Below are 25,720 nucleotides of genomic sequence, written 5' to 3' on the forward strand. Positions count from 1 at the left end.
ACTGCGCGAGCAACCACGACGGCGCCGCACCCACCCACCGGCCCGTCTTTAGGGGCGCGGGGAACTGCGCGGCCAGCCACGACGAGGTCGCACCCGACCCTGCACCCCCACCCCCCGGCCCGCCGCAGGCGAACGCGTACCCACCCCACTCACCGCACCGGCGGAGCCACCGGCATCATGGGGGGCATGCGCGCTGCCCGGCTCATCAAGATGGTGCTGCTTCTGCAGTCCCGGCCCTCCATGACCGCCGCCGAGCTGGCGCGCGAGCTGGAAGTGTCCGAGCGGACGATCACGCGGGACGCGCAAGCACTGTCGGAGGCCGGCGTCCCGGTGTACGCCGACCGCGGCCGCACCGGCGGATACCGGCTCGTCGGCGGCTACCGGACCCGGCTGACAGGCCTCGCCCGCAGTGAGGCCGAGGCCCTGTTCCTCTCCGGCGTACCCGGCGCCCTGCGCGAGATGGGCCTGGAGGACGCCTCCTCCGCCGCCCTCCTGAAGGTGTCCGCCGCCCTGCTGCCCTCCCTCAAGGACGCCTCCCGCACCGCGGCCCAGCGCTTCCACCTGGACGCCCCCGCGTGGTTCGCCGAGCCGAAGACCCCCGAACTGCTCCCCGCGATCGCGGAAGCGGTCTGGGACGACCGCCGGATCACCGCGCGGTACCGCCGCGAGGACACGGACATCGAGCGTGAGCTGGAGCCGTACGGGCTCGTCCTCAAGGCCGGTGTCTGGTACGTGTGCGCCAGGGTGGCCGGCGGGCCGGAGCACGCACCGGAGCACGTACCGGAGCAGAAACCCGGCCCCTTCCGGGTCTACCGCATCGAACGGTTCACCTCCGCCGAACCGGCAGGCGACCGCTTCGAGCGCGACGGGACCTTCGACCTGCCCGGCTTCTGGGCCGACCACGCCGAGCGGTTCGCCCGCTCGCTCCTGCGGGCGACCGTCGTGGTGCGCCTCACGGAGGCGGGTGCGCGGCGGCTCAGACACACCGTGGATCCGCTCTCGGCCCAGGAGGCCCTGGACGCGGCGGGCCCGCCCGACGGCGAGGGGCGGGTGACGCTCACGCTGCCGGTCGAGTCGTACGACGTCGCGTACACGCAGTTCCTGTCCCTCGGCCCGGAGGCGGAGGTACTGGAGCCGACCGAGCTAAGGAAACGTTTCTCCGACGCCGCGGCCCGGATCGCCGCGTACTACGGCGACCCGGGCCGGGAGAACGACGGCTAGCGGTAGCCCGTCACGTCCGCCGGCTTGCCCTGCGACTCCACCTCCAGCAGATAGCGCCACGCGTCGGGCGCCGAGCCGTCGACGTCGGTGAAGCCGTACTCCTGGGCGAGCCCGCCGCTGGACAGCGACTGCCCGTTCCAGCGGGCCACGTCAGGGTCGGCGGCGAGGGCGACCAGGGCCCGCCCGATGTACGTGGGCGACTCGGAGATCGCGAAGTGCGGTGCCTGCTCGCAGGCGTCCCGCCAGTTCTCCTCGGTGACCTTGAACGCGGTGTCGAGCATCGCCTCGGAGCGCAGCCAGCCCGGGGTGACGCAGACCGCCGTACAGCCGTACTCCTTCAGTTCCTCCCCAAGGTCGTACGCCATCCGGATCGGGGCCGTCTTGGCGAGGTCGTAGAACAGCGGTTTGCGGTAGCGCCGGTTGTACTCCTCGGTGCCGTCCGTGACCTCGACGAGCAGCCCGCCGGGGTTACGGATCAGCAGGGGCGCCGCGATGTGACTGGTCACGAGGTGCGACTCGATGCCCAGGCGCATGATCCGCAGCCCCTTGCCGAGATCCATGTCCCACATGTCGGGCTGCTTCTCGACCGTGAAGTCGAGGTGGACGTCGCCGCCCCAGATGTCGTTGACGAGGATGTCGAGGCGCCCCTGCTCCTGGTCGATGCGCTCGACCAGGGCGCGTACCTGCTCCGGTTCCAGGTGGTCCGTGGGTACGGCGATCCCACGCCCCGCGCCACCTGCGGCGCGGGCGGCCTCGTCGACCAGTCCGGCCGTCCCCTCGATCGTCTCGGTGGTCCGGCCGACCTCGCTGACCTGATCGCGGGTCGTGCGTCCGGTCACGTACACCGTGGCCCCCGCGCGCCCCAGTTCGACCGCCATGGCCCGGCCGGCACCGCGCGTGGCACCCGCGACCAGCGCGATCCTGCCGTCGAGCGGTCCCGCGTTCTGTCCTGAAGCCTGCTCTGCTCTCTCCATGTGCCGAGCATCGCGCCGAATGCCGACACCTGCTGTCGGATTTTCCGGCGGCATGTGCGCGCATAACGATCCGCCTGTCCCCGGGTGCGCGGGCCGGGTACAGGCCCGATGCTTGTCCCGTGATGGACGAGACGGAGTTCTGGGAGCTGGTGGACGCGACCCGCGAGGCCGCCGAGGGCGACCCCGAGGAGCAGGCCGACCTGCTCGTCGAACGGCTGCTCCGGCTCGACCCCGAGATGGTCCTCGACTTCGCCCGTCACTTCGAGGCCCGCTACAACCGCGCGTACACCTGGGACCTGTGGGGCGCGGCCTGGATCCTGCTCGACGGGGCCAGTGACGACGCCTTCGACTTCTTCCGCTGCTGGCTGATCGGCCAGGGCCGGGAGACGTACGAGGGTGCCGTGCACGACCCGGACAAACTGGCCGACCTGCTCGGCGACTTCGACGACGAGGTCGACGGGGACGCCGAGGAGCTGGGGTACGCGGCGGACGAGGCGTACGAGCAGCTCACCGGCGCGGTCGCCCCCGACCTGGGGATCCCGGCGGCCCCTCCGGAGCCGCTGGGCACCCCGCTCGACCTGGAGAACCACTCACTCCTTGAGGAACGCCTGCCCCAGCTGTGGGACCGCTTCGCGGACTGACGCCCGCGGGGAGCTGTGCGGGGGCGCGGCGTTGGCCCGGTCCAGGGCGGACGCGGTGGCGGCGGAGGGACCCACCACGACCGCGGCCACCACGCAGGCGACGGTCCAGGGACTGCGTGCGACCCGCCCCCAGAGAGACGTCCGCCCGGCCTGCCCCTCGCGACTGCTCGTACTCGTACGACGGTCCATGATCCCCACCTCCGGTCAGTGCGTACCCCGACGCTAGAAGGCGTGCCTCGGGGTGATCGATGACCCCGCTGTGCACGACCTGTGAGGAACGCCGACGCCCCGAAAAGGCGCCCGGCGGCACACTGGCGCCCCGAAGAGGCGCGCGGCACGCCGGCGCCCTGAAGGGGCGCGGGGAACTGCGCGACCAGCCCCCACCGGGCCCGCAGCCGAAACACCGCACCCCCGGCGGGACGCCTCAGCGCCGCCCCTGCAACCGTGCGGCCTCCTGCCGGATCGCGGGCAGACGGGCCATGAGCGCGGCCCCCGGGCACGCGGTCCAGTACCCGTCCGTGTGCCCTGACACCGCCGTGAACGTGCCCCGCGTACCCGCCCGGTACTTGCTCAGACTGTTCGTCGACACGAGCCGCACGGGCGCCCGCGGGTCGACCCCCGTGAGCCCCAGCTTCCAGGCGGCCACGGCCGCGATGGCGTCGGTCATCGCCCGGGGAACGGGCACGCCCGCGGTGAACGTACCGAGTGCCGCGATGCCCGTCGTACCCACGTTGAAGCCCTGGGTGTGGGCGCCGACGACGGCCCGCTCGACGCCACCCGCCCGCCCCTCGTACACGGTGCCGCAGCGGTCGACGAGGAAGTTGTAGCCGATGTCGTCCCAGTGCCGGACCCCGGCCTGCCCCGTGTACAGGTACTGGATGATGCGGGGCGCGTCGGCGCAGTCGTAGCCGTTGGGCGAGTCGGTGTGGTGCACGAAGACGGCGGACACCCGGTCGGCGTACCGGGTCGGCGGCTGGGTGGACGCGGCGTCGCCCAGCCAGCGTTCCCTCGGCACGATGGGCGGCTTCGGGGCCCGGTGCCCGACGGAGGCGCGGGCCGCGACGTCCCGCTCGCCGCCGCCCGGCGTCCGGTCGACGCCCACGGCGCAGAGCACCAGCGCGGCGACGGCCGCGAGGCCGGGCACGCAGGCCAGCACGGCGCGCGCGGACCGGGGCAGCCGGTCCGGCACGACGCGCGGCAGGCGGGGTACGCGGGCCGTGAGCGGGCTCCGGTGGGCGCACATGCGACCCACTCTCCGGGACGCCGGGAGGGTCCGCGATGTGTGGTGTGCCACCCGGTGGAACCAACGCCCCGGTCCGGGACGTTTCTACAGGTCCACGCACGTGTGCCGGCCGGCCGGTCCCCCACGCGCGTACCTGATCACTGGGCCCGCCCGGCGCGTATTAGGGGGCCCAAGAGAAAGGGAGCTCCGTGGACCTGCTCGACATCCTGCTGTTGCTGGTCATTCTCGGCTACGCGGCGTCCGGCTACCGGCGCGGACTGGTCGCGGGCTGTGTCTCGCTGGCCGGTTTCGTGGGCGGTGCCGTCATCGGTGTATGGGTGCTGCCCTGGGTGATGGACCTGGTGGAGGCGGGGACCACGACGGCGACGGTCACGGCGGTACTCACCGTGCTGCTGCCCGCCGCGGTGGGCCACGAACTGGCGGGGCGGCTGGGGCTGAAGCTGCGCCGCGAGCTGGACCAGGGGCCCCTGCGTGTGGTCGACGGGGTGGGCGGCGCCGCGGCGAACACGGTCTCCGTGCTGCTCGTGGCGTGGGTGGCCGCGAGCGTGCTCGGCGCGTCGGCCTCGCCCGTCGTCACGTCCTCGATCCGGGACTCCGCACTGCTCGGCGCGGTGCAGGACACGATGCCGGAGACGACCCCGGCATGGTTCTCCCGGGCCACCTCGGCGCTCACGGAGGCCGGTTTCCCGCAGGTCTTCAACCCCTTCGAGAACGAGCCGACGGCCTCGGTCGCCAAGCCCTCCGGGGACAGCGTCACGGCCGCCGCCACGCGGGCCTCCCAGCGCTCCACGGTGAAGGTCGAGGGCGCCGTCGGCACACAGGGCCGCGAGGGCAGCGGCTTCGTGTTCGCCCCGGAGCACGTGATGACCAACGCGCACGTGGTGGCGGGCATCGACGACCCGACCGTGCGGGTGGGCGGCACGGGCCGGGCGTACGAGGCGAAGGTCGTCCTCTTCGACCCGCAGAAGGACGTGGCCGTGCTGGACGTGCCGGGGCTCAAGGCTCCCGTGCTGTCCTTCGACACGACTGCGAAGCGCGACGACGCGGCCGTGGTCGCGGGCTACCCGCAGGACGGCGGGCTCGACCTCCAGGCGGCCACGGTCGCGAACAAGATCAACGCCCAGGGGCGGAACATCTACGGCTCCGAGGTGGTCAACCGCGAGATCTATTCGATCCGCTCCACGGTCCGCCCCGGCAACTCCGGCGGCCCCCTGCTGACCACCGACGGCAAGGTCTACGGCGTGGTCTTCGCCCGCTCCACGAGCGACGCCGAGACGGGTTACGTACTGACGGCCGACGAGGTCGCGGAGGACGCGGCGCGGGCGGCGAAGGCGTCGACACCGGTGGACACGGGGGATCTCGTGACGTCGTGACCTACGCCCCGAGCGGGTGACCGTTCCGGTGGGCCGGGTGACCGTCCCGGTCGGCCGGGCTGCCGTCCCGTCGGCCGCATTGCCGTCCCGCGGGCCGGTCAGAGCCTGCGGCCCATGAGTACGTCGTCCACGTACTCGCCCGCCAGCCGGAACTCCTCCGGCTGGATGCCCTCGACCGCGAAGCCCTCCGACTCGTACAGCCTGCGCGCGGGCGTGTTGTGGCCGAGGACGCGCAGCGTGATCCGGCGTGCGCCCTGGCGGCGGGCCTCCTCGACGGCGGCGCGGACCAGCGCCCGGCCCACTCCGTTGCCGCGGACCTCGTCGGCGACGGCGAGGCCCTGGATCTGCCGTACGTGCGCGTTGGAGGCGAGCGGGGTGGGGAATCCGAGCCGTACGTAGCCGGCGAGCCGTCCGCCCAGCTCGGCGACCAGGTGGTCGCGGGGCCCGAAGCGGTCGTCGAAGAACGGCTCGTACGGCGGTTGCTCCCGCGGTCTGACCGCGTGCCGGTAGGACCAGACGGCACGGTCGAGACGGCCCAGCGCCTCTTCGTCCTCGGGCACCGCGGTGCGTATGTACGGCTCGGGCATGGACGTCACTGTAGAGCGGGCGCGCCGGGCGCCGCCCCGGCCGCGGGCCCCTCGGCGCGGTGCTCCCGGGGAGACTGGCGCAGGATGGGGTCATGGAAGCTTCGCGAATCGCCGTGGCCGGCGCGTCCGGCCTCATCGGTACGGCCCTGGTGCGCTCACTGACCGCCGACGGGCACGAGGTGGTGCGGCTGGTACGCCGTACGCCCCGGTCGGACGACGAGGTCGAGTGGGACCCCGAGCGCGGTTACGTGGACGCCGTGGGCCTGACCGGCTGCGACGCCGTCGTGAACCTCGCGGGCGCCGGGATCGCCGACCGCCGCTGGTCGGACGCGTACAAGCGGACGATCCGTGAGAGCCGGCTCCTCGGCACAGCCACCCTCGCGGAGGCCGCCGCCACCCTCGAACGGCCGCCGCGGGTCTTCCTCAACGGCAGCGCCATGGGCTTCTACGGGGACACCGGCACGCGGGCCGTGGACGAGAGCGCGCCGCCCGGGGACGGGTTCCTGCCCTCGCTGTGCGTGGAGTGGGAGGCGGCGGCGGCGCCCGCGCAGGAGGCGGGCGTACGGACCGTCTTCGCCCGCACCGGACTGGTGGTGGCCCCCAAGGGCGGTGCCTGGGGGCGGCTGTTCCCGCTCTTCAAGGCGGGGCTCGGCGGGAAGATGGGCGACGGTCGGCAGTACTGGAGCTATATCGCACTGCACGACCACGTGGCCGCGCTGCGCTTCCTGATCGATTCCGAGGCGCTGTCCGGGCCCTTCAACCTGACGGCTCCGGAACCGCTCACCAACGGCGAGATCACGGCCGCCATGGGGCGCGTCCTGCACCGCCCCACACTGTTCTCGGTGCCCGCGCCCGTCCTGAAGGCCGCGCTCGGCGAGATGGCCTCGGAGGTGCTGGGCAGCCAGCACGTCCTTCCCACCCGCCTGCTGGAGTCGGGCTTCACCTTCGCCTTCCCGGGCATCGAGGAGGCCATCAGGGCGGCTCAGAGCTAGGTACGGCCCAGCACCCGGGCCCGCTCCCCAGGCGTGCACGCCGACCGCATGCGACCGGCGTGCGACCGTGCCCTGTTCATGCGCGAGTTCCTCCGGCCGGTCGCGGCCCTACGCTCGTCCCGAAGTCGGGTATTCCGGATACCCGTTGGGGGCGGGACGCCTCCAAGCAGCCGCGCGACCTCTAGGAGGGGCACGTGCTTGAGCCCGCTTGCCAGGCGGACGTCGTCATCGTGGGGGCCGGGGTCGCGGGACTCTCGGCCGCCCAACGGCTGAACAGCGCAGGTGTGTCGACCGTCGTCCTGGAGGCCGCCCCTCAGGTGGGCGGCCGGATGGCGACCGAGAAGATCGACGGTTTCCGTCTCGACCGCGTCGGACGGCTCCTCTTCACGTCGTACCCCGAACTGCGGCTGACGCCCGGCCTGGACGCCCTCGTCCTGCGCCCGTTCGCCGCCGGTGTCCTCGTCCACGCCGAGGGGCGTGTGCACCGGGCGGGCGAGCCCGCGAGCGCCGGGGGCGCAAGGGGCGCACTCGACGCGGCGCGCGCCTTTGTGAGCCCCCCTCGCAGGCTCCGGCAGCTCGCCCCCGCCGCCGCGCCGCCCATGTCGCGGGCGTACCCCCCGCTCGGGGGCGCACTCGACCAGGCCCGGCTGGCCGCGGCCCTCGGCCGGATCGCGACGGTTCCCGTGGAGCGGCTGCTGGCCCGGCCCGAGCGGCCCGCCGGGCAGGCGCTCGCGGCGCGTGGCATGCCGGCGCGAACGGTCGAGGGTTTTCTGCGCCCCCTCCTGGCGGCGCTGCTCTGCGACCCGGACCTGACGACGTCCAGCCGGTGCGCCGACCTCGCCCTCCGGACCTTCGCCTCCGGGCGGCTGTGCCTGCCGGAGGGCGGGGCCGACACCCTGCCGGAGCTGCTCGCCGCGACCCTGCCGCCGGGGACGGTCCGTACCGGAGTGCGGGCCACCTCCGTCTCGACGACGTCCGTGACGACGGCCGAGCACGGTGAACTCCGCTGCCGGGCCGTCCTGGTGGCGACCGGGGCCCGCGCCGCGGCGGAGCTGCTGCCCGGACTGCGGGTGCCGCCGTGCCATCCGGTGACGGTGGTGCACCACACGGCGGACGAGCCGCCCCTGACGGACGCGGCGCTGCTCCTGGACGCGGACCGGCGGGGGCCTGTGGCCCACACGGCGGTGATCAGTCAGGTCGATCCGTCGCGGGCGCCCGTGGGCCGTGCGCTGATCTCGTCGACGGTGCTGGGCGCACCGACCGCGGACACGGACCGTGCGGTACGGGCGCAGCTGGCGGCCCTCTACGGCACCGCCACGCACCGCTGGGAGCTGCTGGCGGTCCACCACACGCCCGACGCCGTCCCGGCGATGGCGCCGCCGCACGATCTGCGCCGTCCTGTGCGGCTGCTGGCGGGTCTGTACGTGTGCGGCGACCACCGGGACACGAGCACGGTGCAGGGTGCTCTGCACTCGGGGCGGCGGGTGGCGCGGGCCGTGCTCTCGGACTTGGGCGCCGCGGCGACGGGGTCGGCGGTGGCCGCCCCATTACCGACACCTACGGCCGCGTAGCCCTTGCCGGGGGGGGCGGGTCGTGACTCGGCTGCGGGCCGGCGGGGGTTGACCGCGCAGTTCCCCGCGCCCCTAAAGACAACACCCCTTCGCCAAGCCGGAGTGGAGGCCCCGACGCGGGGCGGGACCTCCACTCCCATCAGCGACGAGGGCCCCTTGCAGGGGCGCGGGGAACTGCGCGACAAGCCCCCACCGGGCCGCAGGCGAATCGCGGCCGGCCGCACCAGCGCCCTTCAGGGGCGCGGGGAACGGCGCGACCCGCCCCCGCCGGCCCGCAGCCGAACCGCGACCCCGGAGCCACGCTCAGCCCAGCGCAGCGACCTTGTCGCGGTACCCCCTCACCGGCGCCGCGTCGCGATACGGCTCCAGCCGCCGTTCGAAGTCCCGCACATACTCCAGCGCCCGGACCGAGCGCATCTCGGACGCCTGCGTAGCCGCCTCGGCCCCCAGCTGGCACGCCTGGTCGAGCTCCCCCAGTCCGAGCCGCGCCGAAGCGAGCACCACCCGGCAGAAGAGCCGGCTGCGCGCATACCCGGGCGCGCGCAACTGCAGCGACCGCTCGGCGTGCTGAGCCGCCGCCCGGTACTGCTGCAGATCCCGGTGGCAGTGCCCGAACTCGTCCGCGAGCTGCGCATCGTCGAAGAACCGCGCCCAGTAGGGGACTTCGTCCCCCGGCCGGGCGATCTCCAGTGCCCGCTCGGCCCGTACGAGCGAGGCCGTGGCCGCCCGTACCTCGCCGAGCACGCCGTGCCCGCGCGCCTCGACCGCGTACAGCAGCGCCTGGACGACGGGTGGCGCGGACGAGCCCACGCCCTGCTGCGCGACCCGGGCCAGCTGCACCGCCTCGCGTCCGTGCCCGAGGTAGACGGCCTGCCGGCTCATGGTGACGAGCACGTAGGACCCGTACGCCCGGTCCGCCGCCGCCTGCGACAGGCGCAGCGCCTGCACGAAGTACCGCTGCGCGAGCCCGTGCGCGGCGATGTCGTACGAGGTCCAGCCCGCCAGCCGGGTCAGATCGGCCGCCGCGGCGAACAGCCGGCGCCCTGTCTGCTCCCCGTACGTGCCGCGCAGCATCGGCTCCAGTTCGTGCTCCAGGTACCGCACGAGGGCCTGCCGGGCGTGCCCCCCGCCGTACGCGTTGTCGAGCGAGCGGAACAGCTCGCCGACCGAGCGCAGGGCCGCGATGTCGCCCGCGGTGACCCGCTGGCCGGGCCCGCGCTCGGTCCCCGCACGCTGCCGGAACGGCGGCCTGACCTGTTCCGGCACGGCCAGCGGCTTGACGGAAACCGGTCGGCCGCCCTGTACGGGGATCCGCGCCGCACCGGGGTCACCGCGGCTCACCCGGTCGTCGGCCCGGCCGATCAGCCAGTCCCGGCTGGGCACGACGAGCCCCGCCGGAGTGAACGCGATCTTGCGCAGCTCGGCATGGCTTCCCGAGTCCTTGCGCCAGAGCCCGCCGACGATGTCGACGGCCTCCTCCGGTGTGGCGGCGAACTCAAGACCCGCGTAGACGGGTGCGCACGCGTCGAGTCCGAGGTCCTGTGCGCTGAGCCGGCGGCCGAGGCGGCGGGTGAACACCTCGGCGATCAGGGCCGGTGTGGTGCCCCGGGGCTGCTGTCCTCGCAGCCAGCGGGTGACGGATGTCTTGTCGTATCTCAGATCGAGACCGTGTTCGAGGCCGAGCTGGTCCACTCGACGGGCGAGCCCCGCGTTGGAGAACCCCGCTTCTGCGATAAGTGCGGCGAGCTGACGGTTGGGGGTGCGCTGCGCGGGTCGTTCCGTCATCTGCGGTGCGAACTCCTGCCTTCCGGGCTGGGGGCCTGCGCGGGCAGGCCCGGGGCGAGGTCGGCCGCCATGCCTTGAGCAGCCCTTATTTGCCTCGTGAACGGCGCGAATGTAGCGGTCTGTAAGCAAGCGATCGCACATTTCGACGTTCATTCATCCGATCGTGTGAGGATTGCCCTCAGGGCTGACGCGCGCCGACCGGACGTACAGTGGCGTGGGGCGTTACGAGCCTTACGGGACCGTTGACCGGCCCCTCGAACTCTTGCAAGGGAGGCGCTTGCCGTGAGTGAGCTGCGGTTCGTCCGCATGGGTTTCGGTGCGGACGCCGTCGAGTACCAGGAAGCCTGGGACGAGCAGCGCCGTGTCCACACGGCCCGCTTCCAGGACGAGATCCCCGACACCTGTCTGCTCCTTGAGCACCCGCCGGTCTACACGGCCGGCCGGCGCACGGCGGACAACGAACGGCCCCTCGACGGCACGCCCGTCGTCGACGTGGACCGGGGCGGGAAGATCACCTGGCACGGTCCGGGGCAGCTGGTCGGCTACCCGATCCAGAAACTGCCGCGCCCGGTGGACGTCGTCGCCCACCTCCGGCGGCTCGAAGACGCGATGATCCGGGTCTGCGCGGAGTTCGGCGTCGAGACCAGTCGGGTCGAGGGGCGGGCCGGTGTCTGGGTCCTGGGCGACCCGGTGGATCAGCGGCCGGCGCTCGGCGGGCTCTCGCTCGACTTCGATCCGCGGCTGGCGGACGAGGAGTTCGACCCGCGGCTCAACGGGCCCGAGTACGCGCCCTCCAACGCCGGGCAGCGGCGGGAGGACCGGAAGATCTGCGCGATGGGGATCCGGGTGGCCAAGGGGGTCACCATGCACGGCTTCGCCCTGAACGTGAACCCCGACGTGTCCAGCTTCGACAAGATCATTCCTTGTGGGATCCGGGATGCGGGGGTCACGTCGCTGGCGCACGAGCTTGGGCGGGACCTCGCCATTTCGGATGTGCTGCCCGTGGCCGAGCGGCACCTGGCGGACGTCCTGGGGAACGCGGAGCTTCTGCCTCGGGCGGTGGAGGGGGCGGGGGTGTAGGGCTTTTTTTCTCGCCCCCGCCGCCCCTACCCGTTCCCGTCACGCAGGGGGCTTCGCCCCTCGCCCCCGTAATCGCGCTACGCGCTCGTCCTCAAACGCCGGACGGGCTGAGAGGCGACGGACCGGCCGAGTCACCCAGGGGCGCGGGGAACTGCTCAATCCTTTGGGCACGCCCCCACCGGCCCGCAGCCGAAGAACATCAGCCCGTCCGGCGAATGAGGACCCGGGGGCCCGGGGGCAGCGCCCGCCGAGCCTCGGGAATGCACCCCCGTTCCCGAAGGTTCCCCTCCTCGGGGGCCACGCACCGAACGGGCGTACCCTGGTGTACGCCGAAGAATCGAAGCTACAGGGAGCCGATGTGTCCGCAGTCGCACCCGACGGACGCAAGATGCTGCGCCTGGAGGTCCGGAACGCCCAGACCCCCATCGAGCGCAAGCCCGAGTGGATCAAGACCCGGGCGAAAATGGGTCCCGAATACACCAAGATGCAGAACCTCGTGAAGAGCGAGGGCCTGCACACGGTCTGCCAGGAGGCGGGCTGTCCCAACATCTACGAGTGCTGGGAGGACCGCGAGGCCACGTTCCTCATCGGCGGCGACCAGTGCACGAGGCGTTGCGACTTCTGCCAGATCGACACGGGCAAGCCCGAGGCGCTGGACCGCGACGAGCCCCGCCGCGTGGGCGAGTCCGTGGTCACGATGGACCTCAACTACGCCACCATCACCGGCGTGGCCCGTGACGACCTGGAGGACGGCGGCGCCTGGCTGTACGCGGAGACGGTCCGCCAGATCCACCAGCAGACCGCGGACCGCGCCGAGGGCCGGACCAAGGTCGAGCTGCTGGCCCCGGACTTCAACGCCGAGCCGGCCCAGCTCGCCGAGGTCTTCTCCTCCCGCCCGGAGGTCTTCGCGCACAACGTGGAGACGGTCCCGCGCATCTTCAAGCGCATCCGCCCGGGCTTCCGGTACGAGCGTTCACTGAAGGTCATCACCGAGGCCCGCGACTACGGTCTGGTCACGAAGTCGAACCTGATCCTCGGCATGGGCGAGACCCGCGAAGAGGTCAGCGAGGCGCTGCGCCAGCTGCACGAGGCGGGCTGTGAGCTCGTCACCATCACGCAGTACCTGCGGCCCTCCGTGCGCCACCACCCCGTCGAGCGCTGGGTGAAGCCGCACGAGTTCGTGGAGCTGAAGGAGGAGGCCGACCAGATCGGCTTCTCCGGAGTCATGTCGGGCCCACTGGTCCGCTCCTCGTACCGGGCCGGCCGCCTCTACCAGATGGCCATCGAGAAGCGCGGCGCGTACGTCGCCTCGCAGGCCGTCTGAGCCATATCGGCCGCCATCGGCGACTCCGTCGAATGGCACGCGGTGCCACTTGAGCGTGTGAACCTGCGCACAAGTGGCTACTCGTCAGTAATGGCCGGTACGACGCGGTCCTGGGCGTCCCCGCAGATAGGGGCCATATCAGGGCCGCGTCAAGGTTTCAGGCCTGCATATCAAGGCTTCACCGGCGTTTGACCGGTCGGTCACGCCCTGGTAACACCATTCAGTGACCCTGGTTTTACACCCCGTAGAGCCTTAGCCAGAGCCGCCGTCCCGAGGGGGGACCCCCATCATGCAGGCCGCGCCCGTACGCGCCACCGCGATCCCGTCGTTCACCGATGCACTCCGTGCCGTCGAGTCCCTGCTCCTGAGCAGTGGCCAGCGCACCGCCCGTCGCAACGCCTGGACGTCCGTCCTGGAGGACCGCCGTCGCGCCAAGGACCGCGTCGAGGCACAGCGTGTCGTGGAGCAGTCCTTCGTCACCCACCTCTGAGCCGTCCCGCGCCTTTGCGTGAGGGCCGTGACGCAGGCCGACCGGGCACCGCCGTCGTCGGCGCTTCCCCCGACACGTAGACTTCACGGCATGGCGAGGAAGGAACCCGCAGCGGACGCTGCGAACCCCGGGCGACTCAAGCAGATCGCTCTGACTTACAAGATGACCCGCAAGGCCGACAAAAAGATCGGTCTTGTACTCGCGGCTGTCGGAATCGTCACCCTTGGTGTCTTCCTCGCGATCGGCTTCTGGATCGGTCACCCGATCTATCTCGGCATTCTCGGCCTCCTGCTCGCCTTCCTCGCGTCGGCGATCGTCTTCGGGCGCCGGGCCGAGCGGGCGGCCTTCGGCCAGATGGAGGGCCAGCCGGGCGCGGCGGCGGCGGTGCTCGACAATGTCGGGCGCGGCTGGACGACGACCCCGGCGGTGGCGATGAACCGCAGCCAGGACGTGGTCCACCGGGCCGTCGGCAAGGCCGGCATCGTGCTGGTGGCCGAGGGCAACCCGAACCGGGTGAAGAGCCTGCTGGCCGCCGAGAAGCGGAAGATGGCGCGCATCGTCGCGGACGTGCCGGTGCACGACATCCTCGTCGGCACGGGCGAGGGCCAGGTCGAGCTGAAGAAGCTCCGTACGACGATGGTGAAGCTGCCGCGTGTACTGACCGGCCCGCAGGTCACCGCGACCAACGACCGGCTGCGTGCCCTCGGCGACCTGATGAGCAACATGCCGCTTCCCAAGGGCCCGATGCCCAAGGGAATGCGGATGCCGCGCGGCGGGAAGATGCGCTAGCGCCGCACCTGAGCTCCACTGGAACGGGGCGTTCCGGAATCACCGACGGTTCCGGGGCGCCCCGTTCTCATGCCCGAGCCCGGCTCCGTACGGAAGCCGGGCTCGTCGCACGAACAGGGGTTGCGGATCTAGATCCTGACCTCGACCGTGCGGGCCAGGCGGTCGTGCAGGCCGCGTCCGTCGCGGTCCCAGATCAGGGCCGGCAGCGCGAGGCACAGCAGGACCGTGCGCAGCAGGGCGCGCAGCGGGTTGACCGTGCCGGTCTCCAGAGCCAGGACCCGCAGGCCGAACAGCCGCTTGCCGGGTGTGAAGCCGAGGGTGCCCACGGTCAGCACGCTCACGACGAAGAAAACGAGCAGCGTCCAGTTCCCGGTCGCCTGGCCGTAGCCGTCGGTGATCAGGCCGTATGCGATCAAGGTGCACAGGCCCCAGTCGACGGCGAGGGCGCCCAGGCGCCTGCCGGGGCGCCCGATGGAGCCGGGGCCCGACTCGGGCAGGCCCAGCTGCTCTCCGCGGTATCCGAAGTCGGCACCGGCGTCCTCCGCGGCGGCGCGGGGTCCGGACAGCCACGATCCGATTGCTTGCCTGTTGTCCACCCGTCCACGGTACTGCGACCGTTTTGCCATGCGGACAGGTGGGGTACACCGGACCTCGTCCGGTTAACTTGGGCGAAACAAATGGGTCACGCTGGAGAAATCACCCGTCCTTAAGGTCGGGCTCAGCGTGTGCCACCGCACTGGCCGCACGAACGAACTACCACCCCGGTCCGAAGTGAGCGGGAGTAGGAGGAGCTGGATGTTCCAGAACGCCGACGAGGCCAAGAAGTTCATCAAGGACGAGGACGTCAAGTTCGTCGACGTCCGCTTCTGCGACCTGCCGGGTGTGATGCAGCACTTCACGATTCCGGCGGAGGCCTTCGACCCGACCGAGGAACTGGCCTTCGACGGCTCCTCCATCCGCGGCTTCCAGGCCATCCACGAGTCCGACATGGCGCTCCGCGCCGACCTGTCCACCGCGCGCGTCGACTCCTTCCGCCGCGACAAGACGGTCAACATCAACTTCTTCATCCACGACCCGATCACGGGCGAGCAGTACTCCCGTGACCCGCGCAACGTGGCGAAGAAGGCCGAGGCGTACCTCGCGTCGACCGGTATCGCCGACACCGCGTTCTTCGGCCCCGAGGCCGAGTTCTACGTGTTCGACAGCGTCCGCTTCGACACCAAGGCGAACGAGGCGTTCTACCACATCGACTCCGAGGCCGGCGCCTGGAACACCGGTGCCATCGAGGACAACCGCGGCTACAAGGTCCGCTACAAGGGCGGCTACTTCCCGACCCCGCCGGTCGACCACTTCGCCGACCTGCGTGCGGAGATCTCCCTGGAGCTGGCCAAGTCCGGCCTCCAGGTCGAGCGCCAGCACCACGAGGTGGGCACGGCCGGCCAGGCCGAGATCAACTACAAGTTCAACACGCTGCTCGCCGCGGCCGACGACCTCCAGCTCTTCAAGTACATCGTGAAGAACGTGTCGTGGCGCAACGGCAAGACCGCGACCTTCATGCCGAAGCCGATCTTCGGTGACAACGGCTCGGGCATGCACATCCACTCGTCGCTGTGGGCCAACGGCGACCCGCTGTTCTACGACGAGGCCGGTTACGCGGGCCTGTCGGACACCGCCCGCTTCTACATCGGCGGCATCCTCAAGCACGCCCCGTCGCTGCTGGCCTTCACCAACCCGACGGTGAACTCGTACCACCGCCTGGTCCCCGGCTTCGAGGCCCCCGTCAACCTGGTGTACTCGCAGCGCAACCGCTCCGCGGCCATGCGTATCCCGATCACCGGCTCGAACCCGAAGGCCAAGCGCGTCGAGTTCCGCGCGCCCGACTCCTCCGGCAACCCGTACCTCGCCTTCTCGGCGCTGCTCCTCGCGGGCCTCGACGGCATCAAGAACAAGATCGAGCCGGCCGAGCCGATCGACAAGGACCTCTACGAGCTGGCGCCCGAGGAGCACGCGGGCGTCGCGCAGGTCCCGACCTCGCTCCCGGCCGTCCTCGACCGCCTTGAGGCCGACCACGAGTTCCTGCTCGCGGGCGACGTCTTCACGTCGGACCTCATCGAGACGTGGATCGACTACAAGCGCACGAACGAGATCGCCCCGCTGCAGCTGCGCCCGCACCCGCACGAGTTCGAGCTGTACTACGACGTGTGATCGAGCCGGTGTCCGCCCGGTGACCAGTCGTACGGTATGAACGGAGCCCCGCCATCGCCCCTCGGGCAGTGGCGGGGCTCCGTCATTTCCTGACGTCCGTCATTTTCTGACGTTCACTTCTTCACGTTCCAGGGGCGTTCGCGGCGGTAGCGGCGTTCCCACTTGGCCATCCGGTCGCGGCGCTGGCGGTATGAGTGGTAGTCGCTGTCCATCCGGGCCGTGGAGCTCGAACTCGAACCGCCGCCGCCTCCGCCGCCGCCCGACGACGGGCCGGAGGCCCCTTGGCCCGCCCGCAAGAAGCGGACGTAGAGGTAGACCAGGGCGGCCGCGGCGAGCCACCAGACGGGACTGTTGAATCCCAGGACTACCAGGACGAGGATCGCCAAAACGATCAAGGTACCCATGGCGGGTCTCCTTGTGCGTGGGTGGTGGGACCTTGAGCTGTCCGACGCGGTGCCGGACTGTGTGCCGGGCCGTCGGTGACGTCGAGAGTAGTCCCCAGGATGCCGGGCGATCCCTGTCCGACGGAAACGAATAACGGCAGGGTCCGCTTACGAGCAGTCACAAAACAGCTCGGGGTCAAGCGAAATCGTCACAGAGCGGAGCAATGAGGGTGCTCCGGAGTGAGTAAATCTGCGTCCGGGGCCACCGCCCTCCCTGCCCCTGCCCCGAGAGGGCATCGGAGAGAATGCGAGGACGCGGGGTCGGACCGGACAGGGGGAACGGCATGAGCGGGCAGCGGCGGCACGTCGGTGTGGCCGAGCGGCGGGCCCGGCTGGGCGTCGGGCAGCGGCTGGCCGGGGCCGCCCGGGCGGGCACTCCCGAGGAGGTCGCGGCCTCGCTGGTGGCGCTGCACGGGACGGATCCCGTCAGCGTCCACCTCGCCGTGGGGGCGCGGCTCACGGACGCGGCGCGGGTCGTGCCGGAGATGGAGCGGGCCCTGTACGAGGACCGGACGCTGATCCGGATGCACGGCATGCGGCAGACCGTGTTCGTGTTCCCCACCGGGCTCGTTCCGGTCGTGCACGCGTCCACCGGACTCGCCGTGGCCGCCCGGGCGCGCGCCTCGCTGGTCAAGGACATGGCCCGAGCCGGTGCTCCCGACGCGCAGTGGCTCGCGGAGGTGGAGACGTCCACGCTGGCCGCACTCGCCCGGCGCGGCGAGGCGACGGCCGCCGAACTGGGCCGCGAGGAGCCGCGGTTGAGGGAGCAGTTCGCGTACGCGCCGGGCACGAGCTACGAGGGAGTGCACACCGTTTCGTCGCGGCTGCTGCGTGTCCTCGGGGCCGAGGGCCGGATCGTACGGGGACGGCCGCTGGGGTCGTGGACGTCCACGCAGTTCCGGTGGGCCACGGCTCCCCCGTGCGCCGAACTGCCCGTCGCCGAGGCCCAGGCCGAGCTGATCCGGCGCTGGCTCGCCGCGTGCGGGCCGGCCACGGAGGCCGACCTGAAGTGGTGGACGGGGTGGAAGGTCAGCGACGTACGGCGGGCGCTGGGCGCGGTGGGAGCGGTGACCGTCTCGGTGGACGAGGGCGTGGCGTACGTGCTCGCCGACGCGGTGGAGCCGGCCGGGGCCGTCGAACCGTGGGCCGCGCTGCTGCCCGGCCTGGACCCGACGGCCATGGGATGGCAGGAACGGGACTGGTACTGCCCGCCCCGGCTGCGGCCCACGCTCTTCGACCGCAGCGGGAACATCGGACCGACCGTCTGGTGGGACGGGCGGATCGTGGGCGGCTGGGCCCAGCGCCCCGACGGCGAGATCGCCTGGCGGCTGCTGGACGGTGAGGACGCGGACAGCAAGGACCCTGGCGCCGAGGCCCTGGAGGCGATCGGGGCCGAGGCCGACCGGCTGCGGTCGTGGATGGGGCCCACCCGGGTCACCCCCCGCTTCCGGACCCCGCTGGAGCGGGAGTTGGCGTCCGGCTGAGAGCGGGAGACCCGGAGAACCCGAGGAGCCCTCACCGACGCGCCGCCCGGGACGCGGGCGGCGCTACGGGTTGGGCTGCGTCACGGATTGGGCCGCGTCACGGGCGCGGGCTCAGCGCGCGTACCTCATCAGGGCCCGGACCATGTGGCAGGTCGTGTCCGACGGTGGGTGTACGCCTATGAGTGCGGCCGTGCTGCGGATCGTGTCGTTGTGGGCTTGCCTGGGTACGTAGACGCCGGAGTCGAGGAGGGCGATGGCCAGCCGCATCGCCTTGAGGCGGCGGTTGTGCGTGACGTACCACTCGCGCGGGCGGCCCGGGGGCAGCGGGCGCTTCTCGACGGGCTGGTAGGGCAGGTCCAGCTGGACCGCCCTCTTGGCGGTGGACTGGGTGGGCAGCGGACTCAGTGCGGCAGCGGGCACAGGCATCCTCCTGTCGCGGTCAGGGCACCGGCCGGCGTCTCCGGCGGCACCCTCGAACACTGCTTCTATTCTACTGCCGCCCACTGACAATCGCCCCTGGCCACAGGCCTTTTGGGGGTGCCGTGACAAGTGAGTGGCACGGTGTTCTCGCGTACCTTGTGCGGCATGGAGATCTGGATCAATCCGGCCTGTTCGAAGTGCCGCAGCGCCATCAGCGTGTTGGACGCGGAGGGGGCCGAGTACACGGTCAGGCGGTATCTGGAGGACGTGCCGAGCGAGGCGGAGATCCGGGCGGTCCTGGAGCGCCTCGGTCTTGAGCCCTGGGACATCACCCGGACCCAGGAGGCCGAGGCGAAGGAGCTGGGGCTGAAGGACTGGGCCCGTGACGCCGGTTCGCGCGAGCGGTGGGTCGCGGCACTGGCCGGACACCCCCGGCTCATCCAGCGGCCCATCATCACCGCGGAGGACGGGACCGCCGTCGTCGCGCGGACGGACGAGTCGGTGCGGGACGCGCTGGGCAGGCGGCAGTGACCCCGACAACACCCGTGTGATCCACGTTACTTGAACGACTCCGGTCAACCACTGAGCAAGTTCGTTCGGTATCTCGTACATAACGGCGGACGGCCGCCGCCAGGGGCGGCCGGGGACAGGAGCCGTTGATGTCGCGCAGAAGAACGCTCGGGACGAAGAAGAAGATCGCCCTGCTGGTGAGCGCCGCCGCGGTGGCCGGCGGTGGGGCCTTCGCCCTGGCCGCCACGTCCAACGCGACACCGGCCACGAACTCCGCCAAGTCCACCGCGCAGTCCTCCGTGGTCTGCGGCGGACTGGCCACCGCCCTCGGCAACAACGAGAAGTTCATCGAGGGACAGCGCACCGCCCCGGACGCCCAGTCCGAGGCGCGGATCGCCAACCGTGAAGCGGTCATCGCCCAGATCAAGGTGCAGCAGGAGGCCTCCGGCTGCACGGTCGGCGAGTCCGACGCCACCGTGGGCGAAGGGGGCGGTGCCGGTACCGGGGACGGTACGGGGGCGGGCACCGAGGCGCCGCCCGCCGCGTCCGCTCCCGCCGAGCAGCCGTCGCAGGCCCCGTCCGCCCCGGCCGCCGGTGGCGGTGGCGGCGCAGCGGCCGGCGAGCAGGTCTGCAACGGGTCCACGGTCACCCTCTCGGGTGAAGCGGGCGCGCCCGCCGCGTCCAGCAACCAGTTCCCCGCCGGTACGAAGCTCAAGGTCACGAACCTGGACAACAACAAGTCCACGACCGTGGAGGTCACCTCGGTCTCCGGCAGCTGCGTACTCCTGAACAACGAGGCGTTCGAGCAGGTCCGTGAGCCCGGCAAGTTCCTGATCCGCAAGGCCGTCATCGAGAAGGTGGGCTGACGGGTCCCACCGGACCGCCTGGTTTCGTGTCGGGTGGCGGTGCGGGCCGCCACCTGTCCGAAACCCATCGCATACGAGGGGGCGATGCTCTCCGTAGGTGACCCGCACCACAGAGACATCAGGTAACACGGGGTTCACATCCGGGCAATGATCGGGAAACTGCCTGTTGACAGGCTTCGGGCATCCTCCGCGGCGCCCCAGTGCCGCAGCGCCGCAGCTACCGCACTGCGCTTAGAGACCCACCCCGAAGGATGTGGCCCGTGACCTTCAAGGCTGAGTACATCTGGATCGACGGCACCGAGCCGACGGCCAAGCTCCGTTCGAAGACGAAGATACTCGCCGACGACGCGAAGGGTGCGGAGCTGCCGATCTGGGGCTTCGACGGCTCGTCCACGAACCAGGCCGAGGGTCACGCCTCGGACCGTGTGCTCAAGCCGGTCGCGACCTACCCGGACCCGATCCGCGGCGGTGACGACGTCCTCGTCATGTGCGAGGTCCTCAACATCGACATGACGCCGCACGAGTCCAACACCCGTGCGCCGCTCACCGAGGTCGCGGAGAAGTTCGCCGCGCAGGAGTCGATCTTCGGCATCGAGCAGGAGTACACCTTCTTCAAGGGCGAGCGTCCGCTCGGCTTCCCCGTGGGCGGCTTCCCCGCCGCGCAGGGCGGCTACTACTGCGGCGTCGGCTCCGACGAGATCTTCGGCCGTGACATCGTCGAGGCGCACCTGGAGAACTGCCTCAAGGCCGGGCTCGCCATCTCCGGCATCAACGCCGAGGTCATGCCCGGCCAGTGGGAGTTCCAGGTCGGTCCCGTCTCCCCGCTGGAGGTCTCCGACCAGCTGTGGGTGGCCCGCTGGCTGCTCTACCGCACCGCCGAGGACTTCGACGTCTCCGCGACGCTGGACCCGAAGCCGGTGAAGGGTGACTGGAACGGGGCCGGTGCGCACACCAACTTCTCCACCAAGGCGATGCGCGAGGGGTACGAGGCGATCATCACCGCGTGCGAGTCGCTGGGTGAGGGCTCGAAGCCGCTCGACCACGTCAAGAACTACGGTGCGGGGATCGACGACCGGCTGACGGGGCTGCACGAGACGGCTCCGTGGAACGAGTACTCGTACGGGGTGTCCAACCGTGGGGCCTCGGTTCGTATCCCCTGGCAGGTGGAGAAGGACGGCAAGGGGTACATCGAGGACCGGCGTCCGAACGCGAATGTCGACCCGTATGTGGTGACTCGGCTGATCGTCGACACGTGCTGCTCCGCGCTGGAGAAGGCTGGGCAGGTCTGAGCCGGCTGGCTTTTCCGAGGGGCGTCCACCTGCGTGGTGGGCGCCCCTTCGCGTCCGCTCGGGGGGGGGAGGGGGTGCCCGGGGGGGCGTGGGCGGGTGCGGGTCCGGTGGGGGCTTGTCGCGCCGTTCCCCGCGCCCCTAAAAGCGACAAGACTGCGCCGTTCCCCGCGCCCCTTGCGGGGCGCTCCTCTGCGGGCTCTCGGCGGGTGTGGGTGTCCGGACAGTGAGAGGAGGCTGATGTTGCGGGGCTGTGTCTGCTTCAATGGGGGCATGGCCAGCTTCCAGGAGTGCATCGCTACGGGTCGGCACGACCTTGAGCCCTTCTGGCCTTCCCGTCAGCACCACGACTTCGACCGGGTGTGTTGTCGCGCGACGAACGCGCAGGCCCTCTAAAGCCGTACACCGGCCTTCGGCCAGCGCGCACGACGTACGTCCTCGACGACCTCTCGCGCGAAAAGAGCTGACCTCTCATGGCGAACACCCGTTCCTTCTCCTCCGTGGCCACCGCCACCTCCCCGGCCCCGTCCACCGGCTCCGCACGTCATCGACTGCGGGCGGTCGACCGGGACGAGGTGGTCGACGTCACCGACTTCCTGCCGCCGGGCGCCACCTGGCTGCCCGCTCCCCCGCACACCCTGCCCACGCTGCCGGGCCACCCGCCGATGATCGGGTACCTGGTCCTCGTACCCGCCGACCAGCCGTCCCTGCTGCCGGTCGCCGTGCCGGAGACGGAGACCGAGGCGGGGGCCGAGACGGTGGGCGGTGATGACCTGCCCGTGCGGGTCGACACCGTTCAGCGGACCGCCGAGGTCGACGGGCGCCCGCTCGATCTCACATACCTGGAGTTCGAGCTGCTCGCGCACCTGGTGGCGCATCCGCACCGGGTGCACACCCGCGACCAGCTGGTCACCACGGTGTGGGGCTACGGACACGTGGGCGACGGCCGGACCGTCGACGTCCACATCGCCCGGCTGCGCCGCAAGCTCGGCGTGGAGCACCGCGACACCATCAGGACCGTGCGGCGCGTCGGCTACAAGTACGCGCCGGTCACGAGCAGTTGATCCGTCCGGCGGCGGGACGGTTCGCCTCTGGGCAGATCGCCTGTGGGCAGAATTCCGTTCCGCCGCACGGCTGAGCGGGGCAGAGTCCCCTCCATGAGACTTCTGATGCTGGGCGGTACGGAGTTCGTGGGGCGGGCCGTCGTGGAGGCGGCGCTGGCGCGCGGCTGGGACGTGACCGTCTTCCACCGCGGCCGGCACGACCCGCCCGCGGGCGTACGTTCCCTGCACGGCGATCGCACCGCGCCCGACGGGCTCGCGGCCCTCGCCGAGGACGGACAGGGCCCCGGCGGCGGCGTATGGGACCTCGTGGTCGACACCTGGTCGGGCGCTCCGTGGGTGGTGCGGGACTCCGCGCAGTTGTTGAAGGACCGTGTCCGGCGGTACGTGTACGTGTCGAGCTGCTCCGTGTACGCGTGGCCGCAGCCGCCAGGTTTCGACGAGAGCGGCCCGCTGGTCGAGGGCGCCTCCCCCGACGCCGGACAGACCGACTACGCGCGCGACAAGCGCGGGGGCGAGCTGGCCGTGCTCGACGCCTTCGGCGAGGAGCGGGCCCTGCTGGTACGGGCCGGTCTGATCCTCGGCCCGTACGAGAACATCGGCCGGCTGCCGTGGTGGCTCGCCCGCGCGGCCCGCGGCGGGCCCGTGCTCGCGCCCGGCCCCCGTGAACTGCCGCTCCAGTACATCGACGTCCGCGACCTCGCGGAGTGGACGCTGGGGGCCGTGGCGGGCGGCAGCGGGACGGAGGGCGGGCTGAGTGGGGCGTACAACCTCATCAGTCCTTCCGGGCACGCGACCACGCGGACGCTGCTCGACGCGTGTGCGCAAGTCACCGGCGGGCGGGCCGAACTCCGTTGGACCGAGCCCGAGGTGATCCTGGCGGCCGGTGTCGAGCCCTGGACGCAGCTGCCCGTGTGGGTGCCGCCGGACTCCGAGCTGCACGCCATGGTGCACCGCGTCGATGTGTCCAAGGCGGTGCGGGCGGGGCTGCGCTGCCGTCCCGTCTCCGAGACCGTGGCCGACACCTGGAGCTGGCTCCAGGACATCGGCGGTGTCCCGCCCCAGCGGCCCGACCGTCCCGTGGTCGGCCTCGATCCCGCCGTGGAGGAGAAGCTGCTGCGCGGCTGAGGGCGGCGGACCGGGAGAAGGGGAGGGGGTGGTGCCAGCACCACCCCCTTTCCGGTGGCTCGGCCCCCTGACCACCGTCGCGGGGTGGGCGAGACTGGGCGCATGGACACCGACGGGGACAGCGGGGAGAACAGGGCGGGCGGCCGGGTGCGTACCGCCGCGATCGCCGGAGTGCGGGCTCTGCTGCTGGCCGTCGCGGCTCTCGCCGGGTCGATCGTCCTCTTCGTGCTCTCCGTCGTGTCGATCGTGCTCGTGCCGCTGGGCATCGGCATCGTCACGACGCCCTGGGTGCTGGCCGCCGTACGCGGCTTCGCGGACTGGCGGCGGCTGCTGGCGGTCCGGTGGAGCGGGGTGCGGATCCCGCCCGCGTACCGGCCGGTCCCGAAGGGCGCCAACCCGTGGGAACGGTGTTTCCGTCTGCTCGGCGACCCGGCCGTGCGGCGGGACCTCCTGTGGCTGCCGGTGGACATGACCGCGGGTTTCGTCACCGCGCTGCTGCCCGCGGCGCTGCTCTTCTATCCCTTCGAGGGGTTCGCGCTGGCCGCCGGGCTGTGGCGGGTCTTCACCGACGGCACACACGTCGGCTGGTGGTACGGATTCGTGCCGGTCGGCGGGCAGCTCAGCGCCCTCGCCGCGGGGGCCCTGGGCGCCGCCCTGCTCGTCGCCGGCGTGTATACGATCCCCTTCCTGCTGCGCGTCCACTTCCTGCTGGCCCGGTCCGTCCTGGCGTCCGGGCAGGGCGAACTCGCCCAGCGGGTCCGCGTACTGACCGAGACGCGGCGCGACGCCGTCGACACCTCCGCGGCCGAACTGCGCCGGATCGAGCGGGATCTGCACGACGGGGCGCAGGCCCGGCTGGTCGCGATGGGCATGGATCTCGGCACGATCGAGGCCCTGATCGAGAAGGACCCGGCGAAGGCCAGGCAGCTGGTCGCACAGGCCCGCCGGTCCTCCGCGGAGGCCCTCACCGAACTCCGGGACCTGGTACGCGGCATCCATCCGCCCGTGCTCGCCGAGCGCGGACTCGGGGACGCCGTACGGGCGTTGGCGCTGCGGCTGCCGATCGCCACGGAGGTCGACGCGGACCTGCCCGGCCGGCTCGGGGAACCGGTGGAGGCGGCGGCGTACTTCGCCGTCAGCGAGGTCCTCACCAACGCGGTCAAGCACTCGGGCGCCGGGCGGATCTGGGTCGACCTGCACCACACCCCGGAGCACGGCGGCATGCTGCGGATCGCCGTCACCGACGACGGCGGGGGCGGCGCCGTGATCGGCTCGGGGTCGGGACTCTCCGGGGTCGAGCGGCGACTCGGTACATTCGACGGCGTCCTGGCCGTCAGCAGTCCCGCGGGCGGTCCCACCATGGTGACCATGGAGATCCCTTGCGAGTCGTCCTAGCCGAAGACCTGTTCCTGCTGCGCGACGGTCTGGTCCGGATGCTGGAGGCGTTCGACTTCGAGATCGCCGCCGCCGTCGAGAGCGGACCCGAACTGACGCGGGCGCTCGCCGAGTTGCGGCCGGACGTCGCCGTGGTCGACGTACGCCTGCCGCCCTCGCACACGGACGAGGGGCTGCAGTGCGCGCTGGCGGCGCGCCGGGCCAGACCCGGGCTGCCGGTGCTCGTCCTGTCCCAGCACGTCGAGCAGTTGTACGCGCGTGAGCTGCTCGCCGACGGGACCGGCGGGGTCGGCTATCTGCTGAAGGACCGGGTGTTCGACGCCGAGCAGTTCATCGACGCGGTGCGGCGGGTGGCGGCGGGCGGCACGGCGATGGATCCGCAGGTCATCCAGCAGTTGCTGGCGCGGCGGCAGGGCGACGGCCGGCCGCTGGGGCGGCTGACACCTCGCGAGCTGGAGGTTTTGGAACTGATGGCGCAGGGCAGGTCGAATGCGGCGATCGCGGGCCAACTCGTGGTCACGGAGCGGGCGATCGCCAAGCACACGTCCAACATCTTCCAGAAGCTCGGCCTGGATGTCTCGGACGACGACAACCGTCGCGTCCTGGCCGTTCTCGCCTATTTGGACCAGGGCCGCTGAAAGGGTTCATAAGCAGGGAGGACAAGGGCGGGCCCGAATCGTTCCCGAGTTTCAGATCCGCTGAATGATATTCAATAATTCCCGCTCAACTGCCGTTGTTTCAGGGGCTTCTGGGCCCCTTGCGGCAGGATTGCGCCACGGAACTCCCATCAATTTCCGGGGCCTCTGAACGCCCCAGGAACCTCCTCCGTATTGAACGGAGCCGCTTCACCTC

At 71.6% G+C, this 25,720-nt stretch carries 26 protein-coding genes; 18 read left to right on the forward strand and 8 right to left on the reverse strand.

The window, feature by feature from the left end; genetic code table 11:
* Positions 1–186 precede the first annotated feature (186 nt).
* Positions 187–1,221, forward strand: coding sequence for a helix-turn-helix transcriptional regulator (locus tag C6Y14_RS20800; protein WP_107018276.1), 1,035 nt, complete (start codon positions 187–189; stop codon positions 1,219–1,221).
* Here the strand turns inward: C6Y14_RS20800 and C6Y14_RS20805 are convergent.
* The gene (locus tag C6Y14_RS20805) at positions 1,218–2,195 is read right to left on the reverse strand and encodes an SDR family oxidoreductase (protein ID WP_107018277.1); all 978 of its coding nucleotides are present in this window, start codon (positions 2,193–2,195) and stop codon (positions 1,218–1,220) included. The two genes, C6Y14_RS20800 and C6Y14_RS20805, sit on opposite strands and share 4 nt — an antisense overlap.
* 122 nt (positions 2,196–2,317) lie before the next feature.
* Between C6Y14_RS20805 and C6Y14_RS20810 the strand changes: the two genes are divergently transcribed.
* Positions 2,318–2,836, forward strand: a complete 519-nt coding sequence (locus C6Y14_RS20810; RefSeq protein ID WP_199854812.1) for a DUF4240 domain-containing protein — start codon at positions 2,318–2,320, stop codon at positions 2,834–2,836.
* Here C6Y14_RS20810 and C6Y14_RS20815 read toward each other — a convergent pair.
* Both C6Y14_RS20815 and C6Y14_RS20820 read right to left on the reverse strand, forming a co-directional pair.
* Complete coding sequence (locus tag C6Y14_RS20815; protein ID WP_107018279.1) at positions 2,786–3,025, reverse strand: hypothetical protein; 240 nt, start codon at positions 3,023–3,025, stop codon at positions 2,786–2,788. The two genes, C6Y14_RS20810 and C6Y14_RS20815, sit on opposite strands and share 51 nt — an antisense overlap.
* Positions 3,026–3,260: 235 nt before the next feature.
* Positions 3,261–4,079 carry a peptidoglycan recognition protein family protein gene (locus C6Y14_RS20820; protein ID WP_107018280.1) on the reverse strand — a complete coding sequence of 273 codons (819 nt, stop codon included), beginning with the start codon at positions 4,077–4,079 and terminating at the stop codon, positions 3,261–3,263.
* A gap of 188 nt (positions 4,080–4,267) precedes the next feature.
* Between C6Y14_RS20820 and C6Y14_RS20825 the strand changes: the two genes are divergently transcribed.
* A complete protein-coding gene (locus C6Y14_RS20825) occupies positions 4,268–5,452 on the forward strand; it encodes a MarP family serine protease (protein WP_107018281.1) in 1,185 nt (394 codons plus the stop codon).
* A gap of 98 nt (positions 5,453–5,550) precedes the next feature.
* Here C6Y14_RS20825 and C6Y14_RS20830 read toward each other — a convergent pair whose 3' ends face one another.
* Positions 5,551–6,039, reverse strand: a complete 489-nt coding sequence (locus C6Y14_RS20830; protein ID WP_107018282.1) for a GNAT family N-acetyltransferase — start codon at positions 6,037–6,039, stop codon at positions 5,551–5,553.
* Between the two features lie 92 nt (positions 6,040–6,131).
* Between C6Y14_RS20830 and C6Y14_RS20835 the strand changes: the two genes are divergently transcribed.
* Both C6Y14_RS20835 and C6Y14_RS20840 read left to right on the forward strand, forming a co-directional pair.
* Positions 6,132–7,031 (forward strand): TIGR01777 family oxidoreductase, encoded by a 900-nt coding sequence (locus C6Y14_RS20835; RefSeq protein WP_107018283.1) that lies wholly within the window; start codon positions 6,132–6,134, stop codon positions 7,029–7,031.
* A gap of 194 nt (positions 7,032–7,225) precedes the next feature.
* Positions 7,226–8,602, forward strand: a complete 1,377-nt coding sequence (locus C6Y14_RS20840; RefSeq protein ID WP_107018284.1) for an NAD(P)/FAD-dependent oxidoreductase — start codon at positions 7,226–7,228, stop codon at positions 8,600–8,602.
* A 303-nt stretch (positions 8,603–8,905) separates the two neighbouring features.
* On the opposite strand, the gene C6Y14_RS20845 is transcribed toward C6Y14_RS20840, so the two are convergent.
* The gene (locus C6Y14_RS20845; protein ID WP_107018285.1) at positions 8,906–10,387 is read right to left on the reverse strand and encodes a tetratricopeptide repeat protein; all 1,482 of its coding nucleotides are present in this window, start codon (positions 10,385–10,387) and stop codon (positions 8,906–8,908) included.
* Between the two features lie 282 nt (positions 10,388–10,669).
* Between C6Y14_RS20845 and lipB the strand changes: the two genes are divergently transcribed.
* From lipB to C6Y14_RS20865, 4 genes are all read left to right on the forward strand, one after another.
* Positions 10,670–11,467, forward strand: coding sequence for a lipoyl(octanoyl) transferase LipB (gene lipB / locus C6Y14_RS20850; RefSeq protein WP_107018286.1), 798 nt, complete (start codon positions 10,670–10,672; stop codon positions 11,465–11,467).
* Between the two features lie 358 nt (positions 11,468–11,825).
* Positions 11,826–12,791 carry a lipoyl synthase gene (gene lipA / locus C6Y14_RS20855; protein ID WP_107018287.1) on the forward strand — a complete coding sequence of 322 codons (966 nt, stop codon included), beginning with the start codon at positions 11,826–11,828 and terminating at the stop codon, positions 12,789–12,791.
* A 289-nt stretch (positions 12,792–13,080) separates the two neighbouring features.
* On the forward strand, positions 13,081–13,281 hold the full coding sequence (locus C6Y14_RS20860) for an SCO2195 family GlnR-regulated protein (RefSeq protein ID WP_107018288.1): 201 nt from the start codon (positions 13,081–13,083) through the stop codon (positions 13,279–13,281).
* A gap of 90 nt (positions 13,282–13,371) precedes the next feature.
* The gene (locus tag C6Y14_RS20865; protein ID WP_107018289.1) at positions 13,372–14,070 is read left to right on the forward strand and encodes a DUF4191 domain-containing protein; all 699 of its coding nucleotides are present in this window, start codon (positions 13,372–13,374) and stop codon (positions 14,068–14,070) included.
* Between the two features lie 128 nt (positions 14,071–14,198).
* On the opposite strand, the gene C6Y14_RS20870 is transcribed toward C6Y14_RS20865, so the two are convergent.
* Positions 14,199–14,666, reverse strand: coding sequence for an RDD family protein (locus tag C6Y14_RS20870; protein ID WP_107018290.1), 468 nt, complete (start codon positions 14,664–14,666; stop codon positions 14,199–14,201).
* Positions 14,667–14,865: 199 nt separating this feature from the next.
* Between C6Y14_RS20870 and glnA the strand changes: the two genes are divergently transcribed.
* Positions 14,866–16,275 carry a type I glutamate--ammonia ligase gene (gene glnA, locus C6Y14_RS20875; RefSeq protein WP_107018291.1) on the forward strand — a complete coding sequence of 470 codons (1,410 nt, stop codon included), beginning with the start codon at positions 14,866–14,868 and terminating at the stop codon, positions 16,273–16,275.
* A gap of 113 nt (positions 16,276–16,388) precedes the next feature.
* On the opposite strand, the gene C6Y14_RS20880 is transcribed toward glnA, so the two are convergent.
* A complete protein-coding gene (locus tag C6Y14_RS20880) occupies positions 16,389–16,679 on the reverse strand; it encodes a hypothetical protein (RefSeq protein ID WP_107018292.1) in 291 nt (96 codons plus the stop codon).
* Positions 16,680–17,002: 323 nt separating this feature from the next.
* On the opposite strand from C6Y14_RS20880, the gene C6Y14_RS20885 reads away from it, so the two are divergent.
* A complete protein-coding gene (locus C6Y14_RS20885) occupies positions 17,003–18,202 on the forward strand; it encodes a winged helix DNA-binding domain-containing protein (protein WP_107018293.1) in 1,200 nt (399 codons plus the stop codon).
* A 111-nt stretch (positions 18,203–18,313) separates the two neighbouring features.
* On the opposite strand, the gene C6Y14_RS20890 is transcribed toward C6Y14_RS20885, so the two are convergent.
* The gene (locus C6Y14_RS20890; RefSeq protein ID WP_107018294.1) at positions 18,314–18,622 is read right to left on the reverse strand and encodes a hypothetical protein; all 309 of its coding nucleotides are present in this window, start codon (positions 18,620–18,622) and stop codon (positions 18,314–18,316) included.
* Between the two features lie 165 nt (positions 18,623–18,787).
* Here C6Y14_RS20890 and C6Y14_RS20895 point away from each other — a divergent pair, with 165 nt between their 5' ends.
* The 7 genes from C6Y14_RS20895 to C6Y14_RS20925 all read left to right on the forward strand — a co-directional run bounded on the left by C6Y14_RS20895 (position 18,788) and on the right by C6Y14_RS20925 (position 25,506).
* Positions 18,788–19,153 carry an arsenate reductase family protein gene (locus C6Y14_RS20895; protein ID WP_107018295.1) on the forward strand — a complete coding sequence of 122 codons (366 nt, stop codon included), beginning with the start codon at positions 18,788–18,790 and terminating at the stop codon, positions 19,151–19,153.
* 128 nt (positions 19,154–19,281) lie between these two features.
* Positions 19,282–19,998 carry an RlpA-like double-psi beta-barrel domain-containing protein gene (locus C6Y14_RS20900; protein ID WP_107018296.1) on the forward strand — a complete coding sequence of 239 codons (717 nt, stop codon included), beginning with the start codon at positions 19,282–19,284 and terminating at the stop codon, positions 19,996–19,998.
* A gap of 260 nt (positions 19,999–20,258) precedes the next feature.
* Entirely contained in the window at positions 20,259–21,287 is a 1,029-nt protein-coding gene (glnII, locus tag C6Y14_RS20905) for a glutamine synthetase (RefSeq protein ID WP_107018297.1), read from the forward strand.
* Between the two features lie 470 nt (positions 21,288–21,757).
* On the forward strand, positions 21,758–22,348 hold the full coding sequence (locus tag C6Y14_RS20910; protein WP_107018298.1) for a winged helix-turn-helix domain-containing protein: 591 nt from the start codon (positions 21,758–21,760) through the stop codon (positions 22,346–22,348).
* 93 nt (positions 22,349–22,441) lie between these two features.
* The gene (locus C6Y14_RS20915) at positions 22,442–23,473 is read left to right on the forward strand and encodes an NAD-dependent epimerase/dehydratase family protein (RefSeq protein WP_107018299.1); all 1,032 of its coding nucleotides are present in this window, start codon (positions 22,442–22,444) and stop codon (positions 23,471–23,473) included.
* A gap of 102 nt (positions 23,474–23,575) precedes the next feature.
* On the forward strand, positions 23,576–24,868 hold the full coding sequence (locus tag C6Y14_RS20920; protein WP_107018300.1) for a sensor histidine kinase: 1,293 nt from the start codon (positions 23,576–23,578) through the stop codon (positions 24,866–24,868).
* Positions 24,853–25,506 carry a LuxR C-terminal-related transcriptional regulator gene (locus C6Y14_RS20925; RefSeq protein ID WP_107018301.1) on the forward strand — a complete coding sequence of 218 codons (654 nt, stop codon included), beginning with the start codon at positions 24,853–24,855 and terminating at the stop codon, positions 25,504–25,506. Before C6Y14_RS20920 ends, C6Y14_RS20925 begins: the two co-directional genes overlap by 16 nt.
* Positions 25,507–25,720: the final 214 nt, after the last annotated feature.

Source organism: Streptomyces dioscori (assembly GCF_003024195.1).
GTDB classification, from domain to species: domain Bacteria; phylum Actinomycetota; class Actinomycetes; order Streptomycetales; family Streptomycetaceae; genus Streptomyces; species Streptomyces dioscori.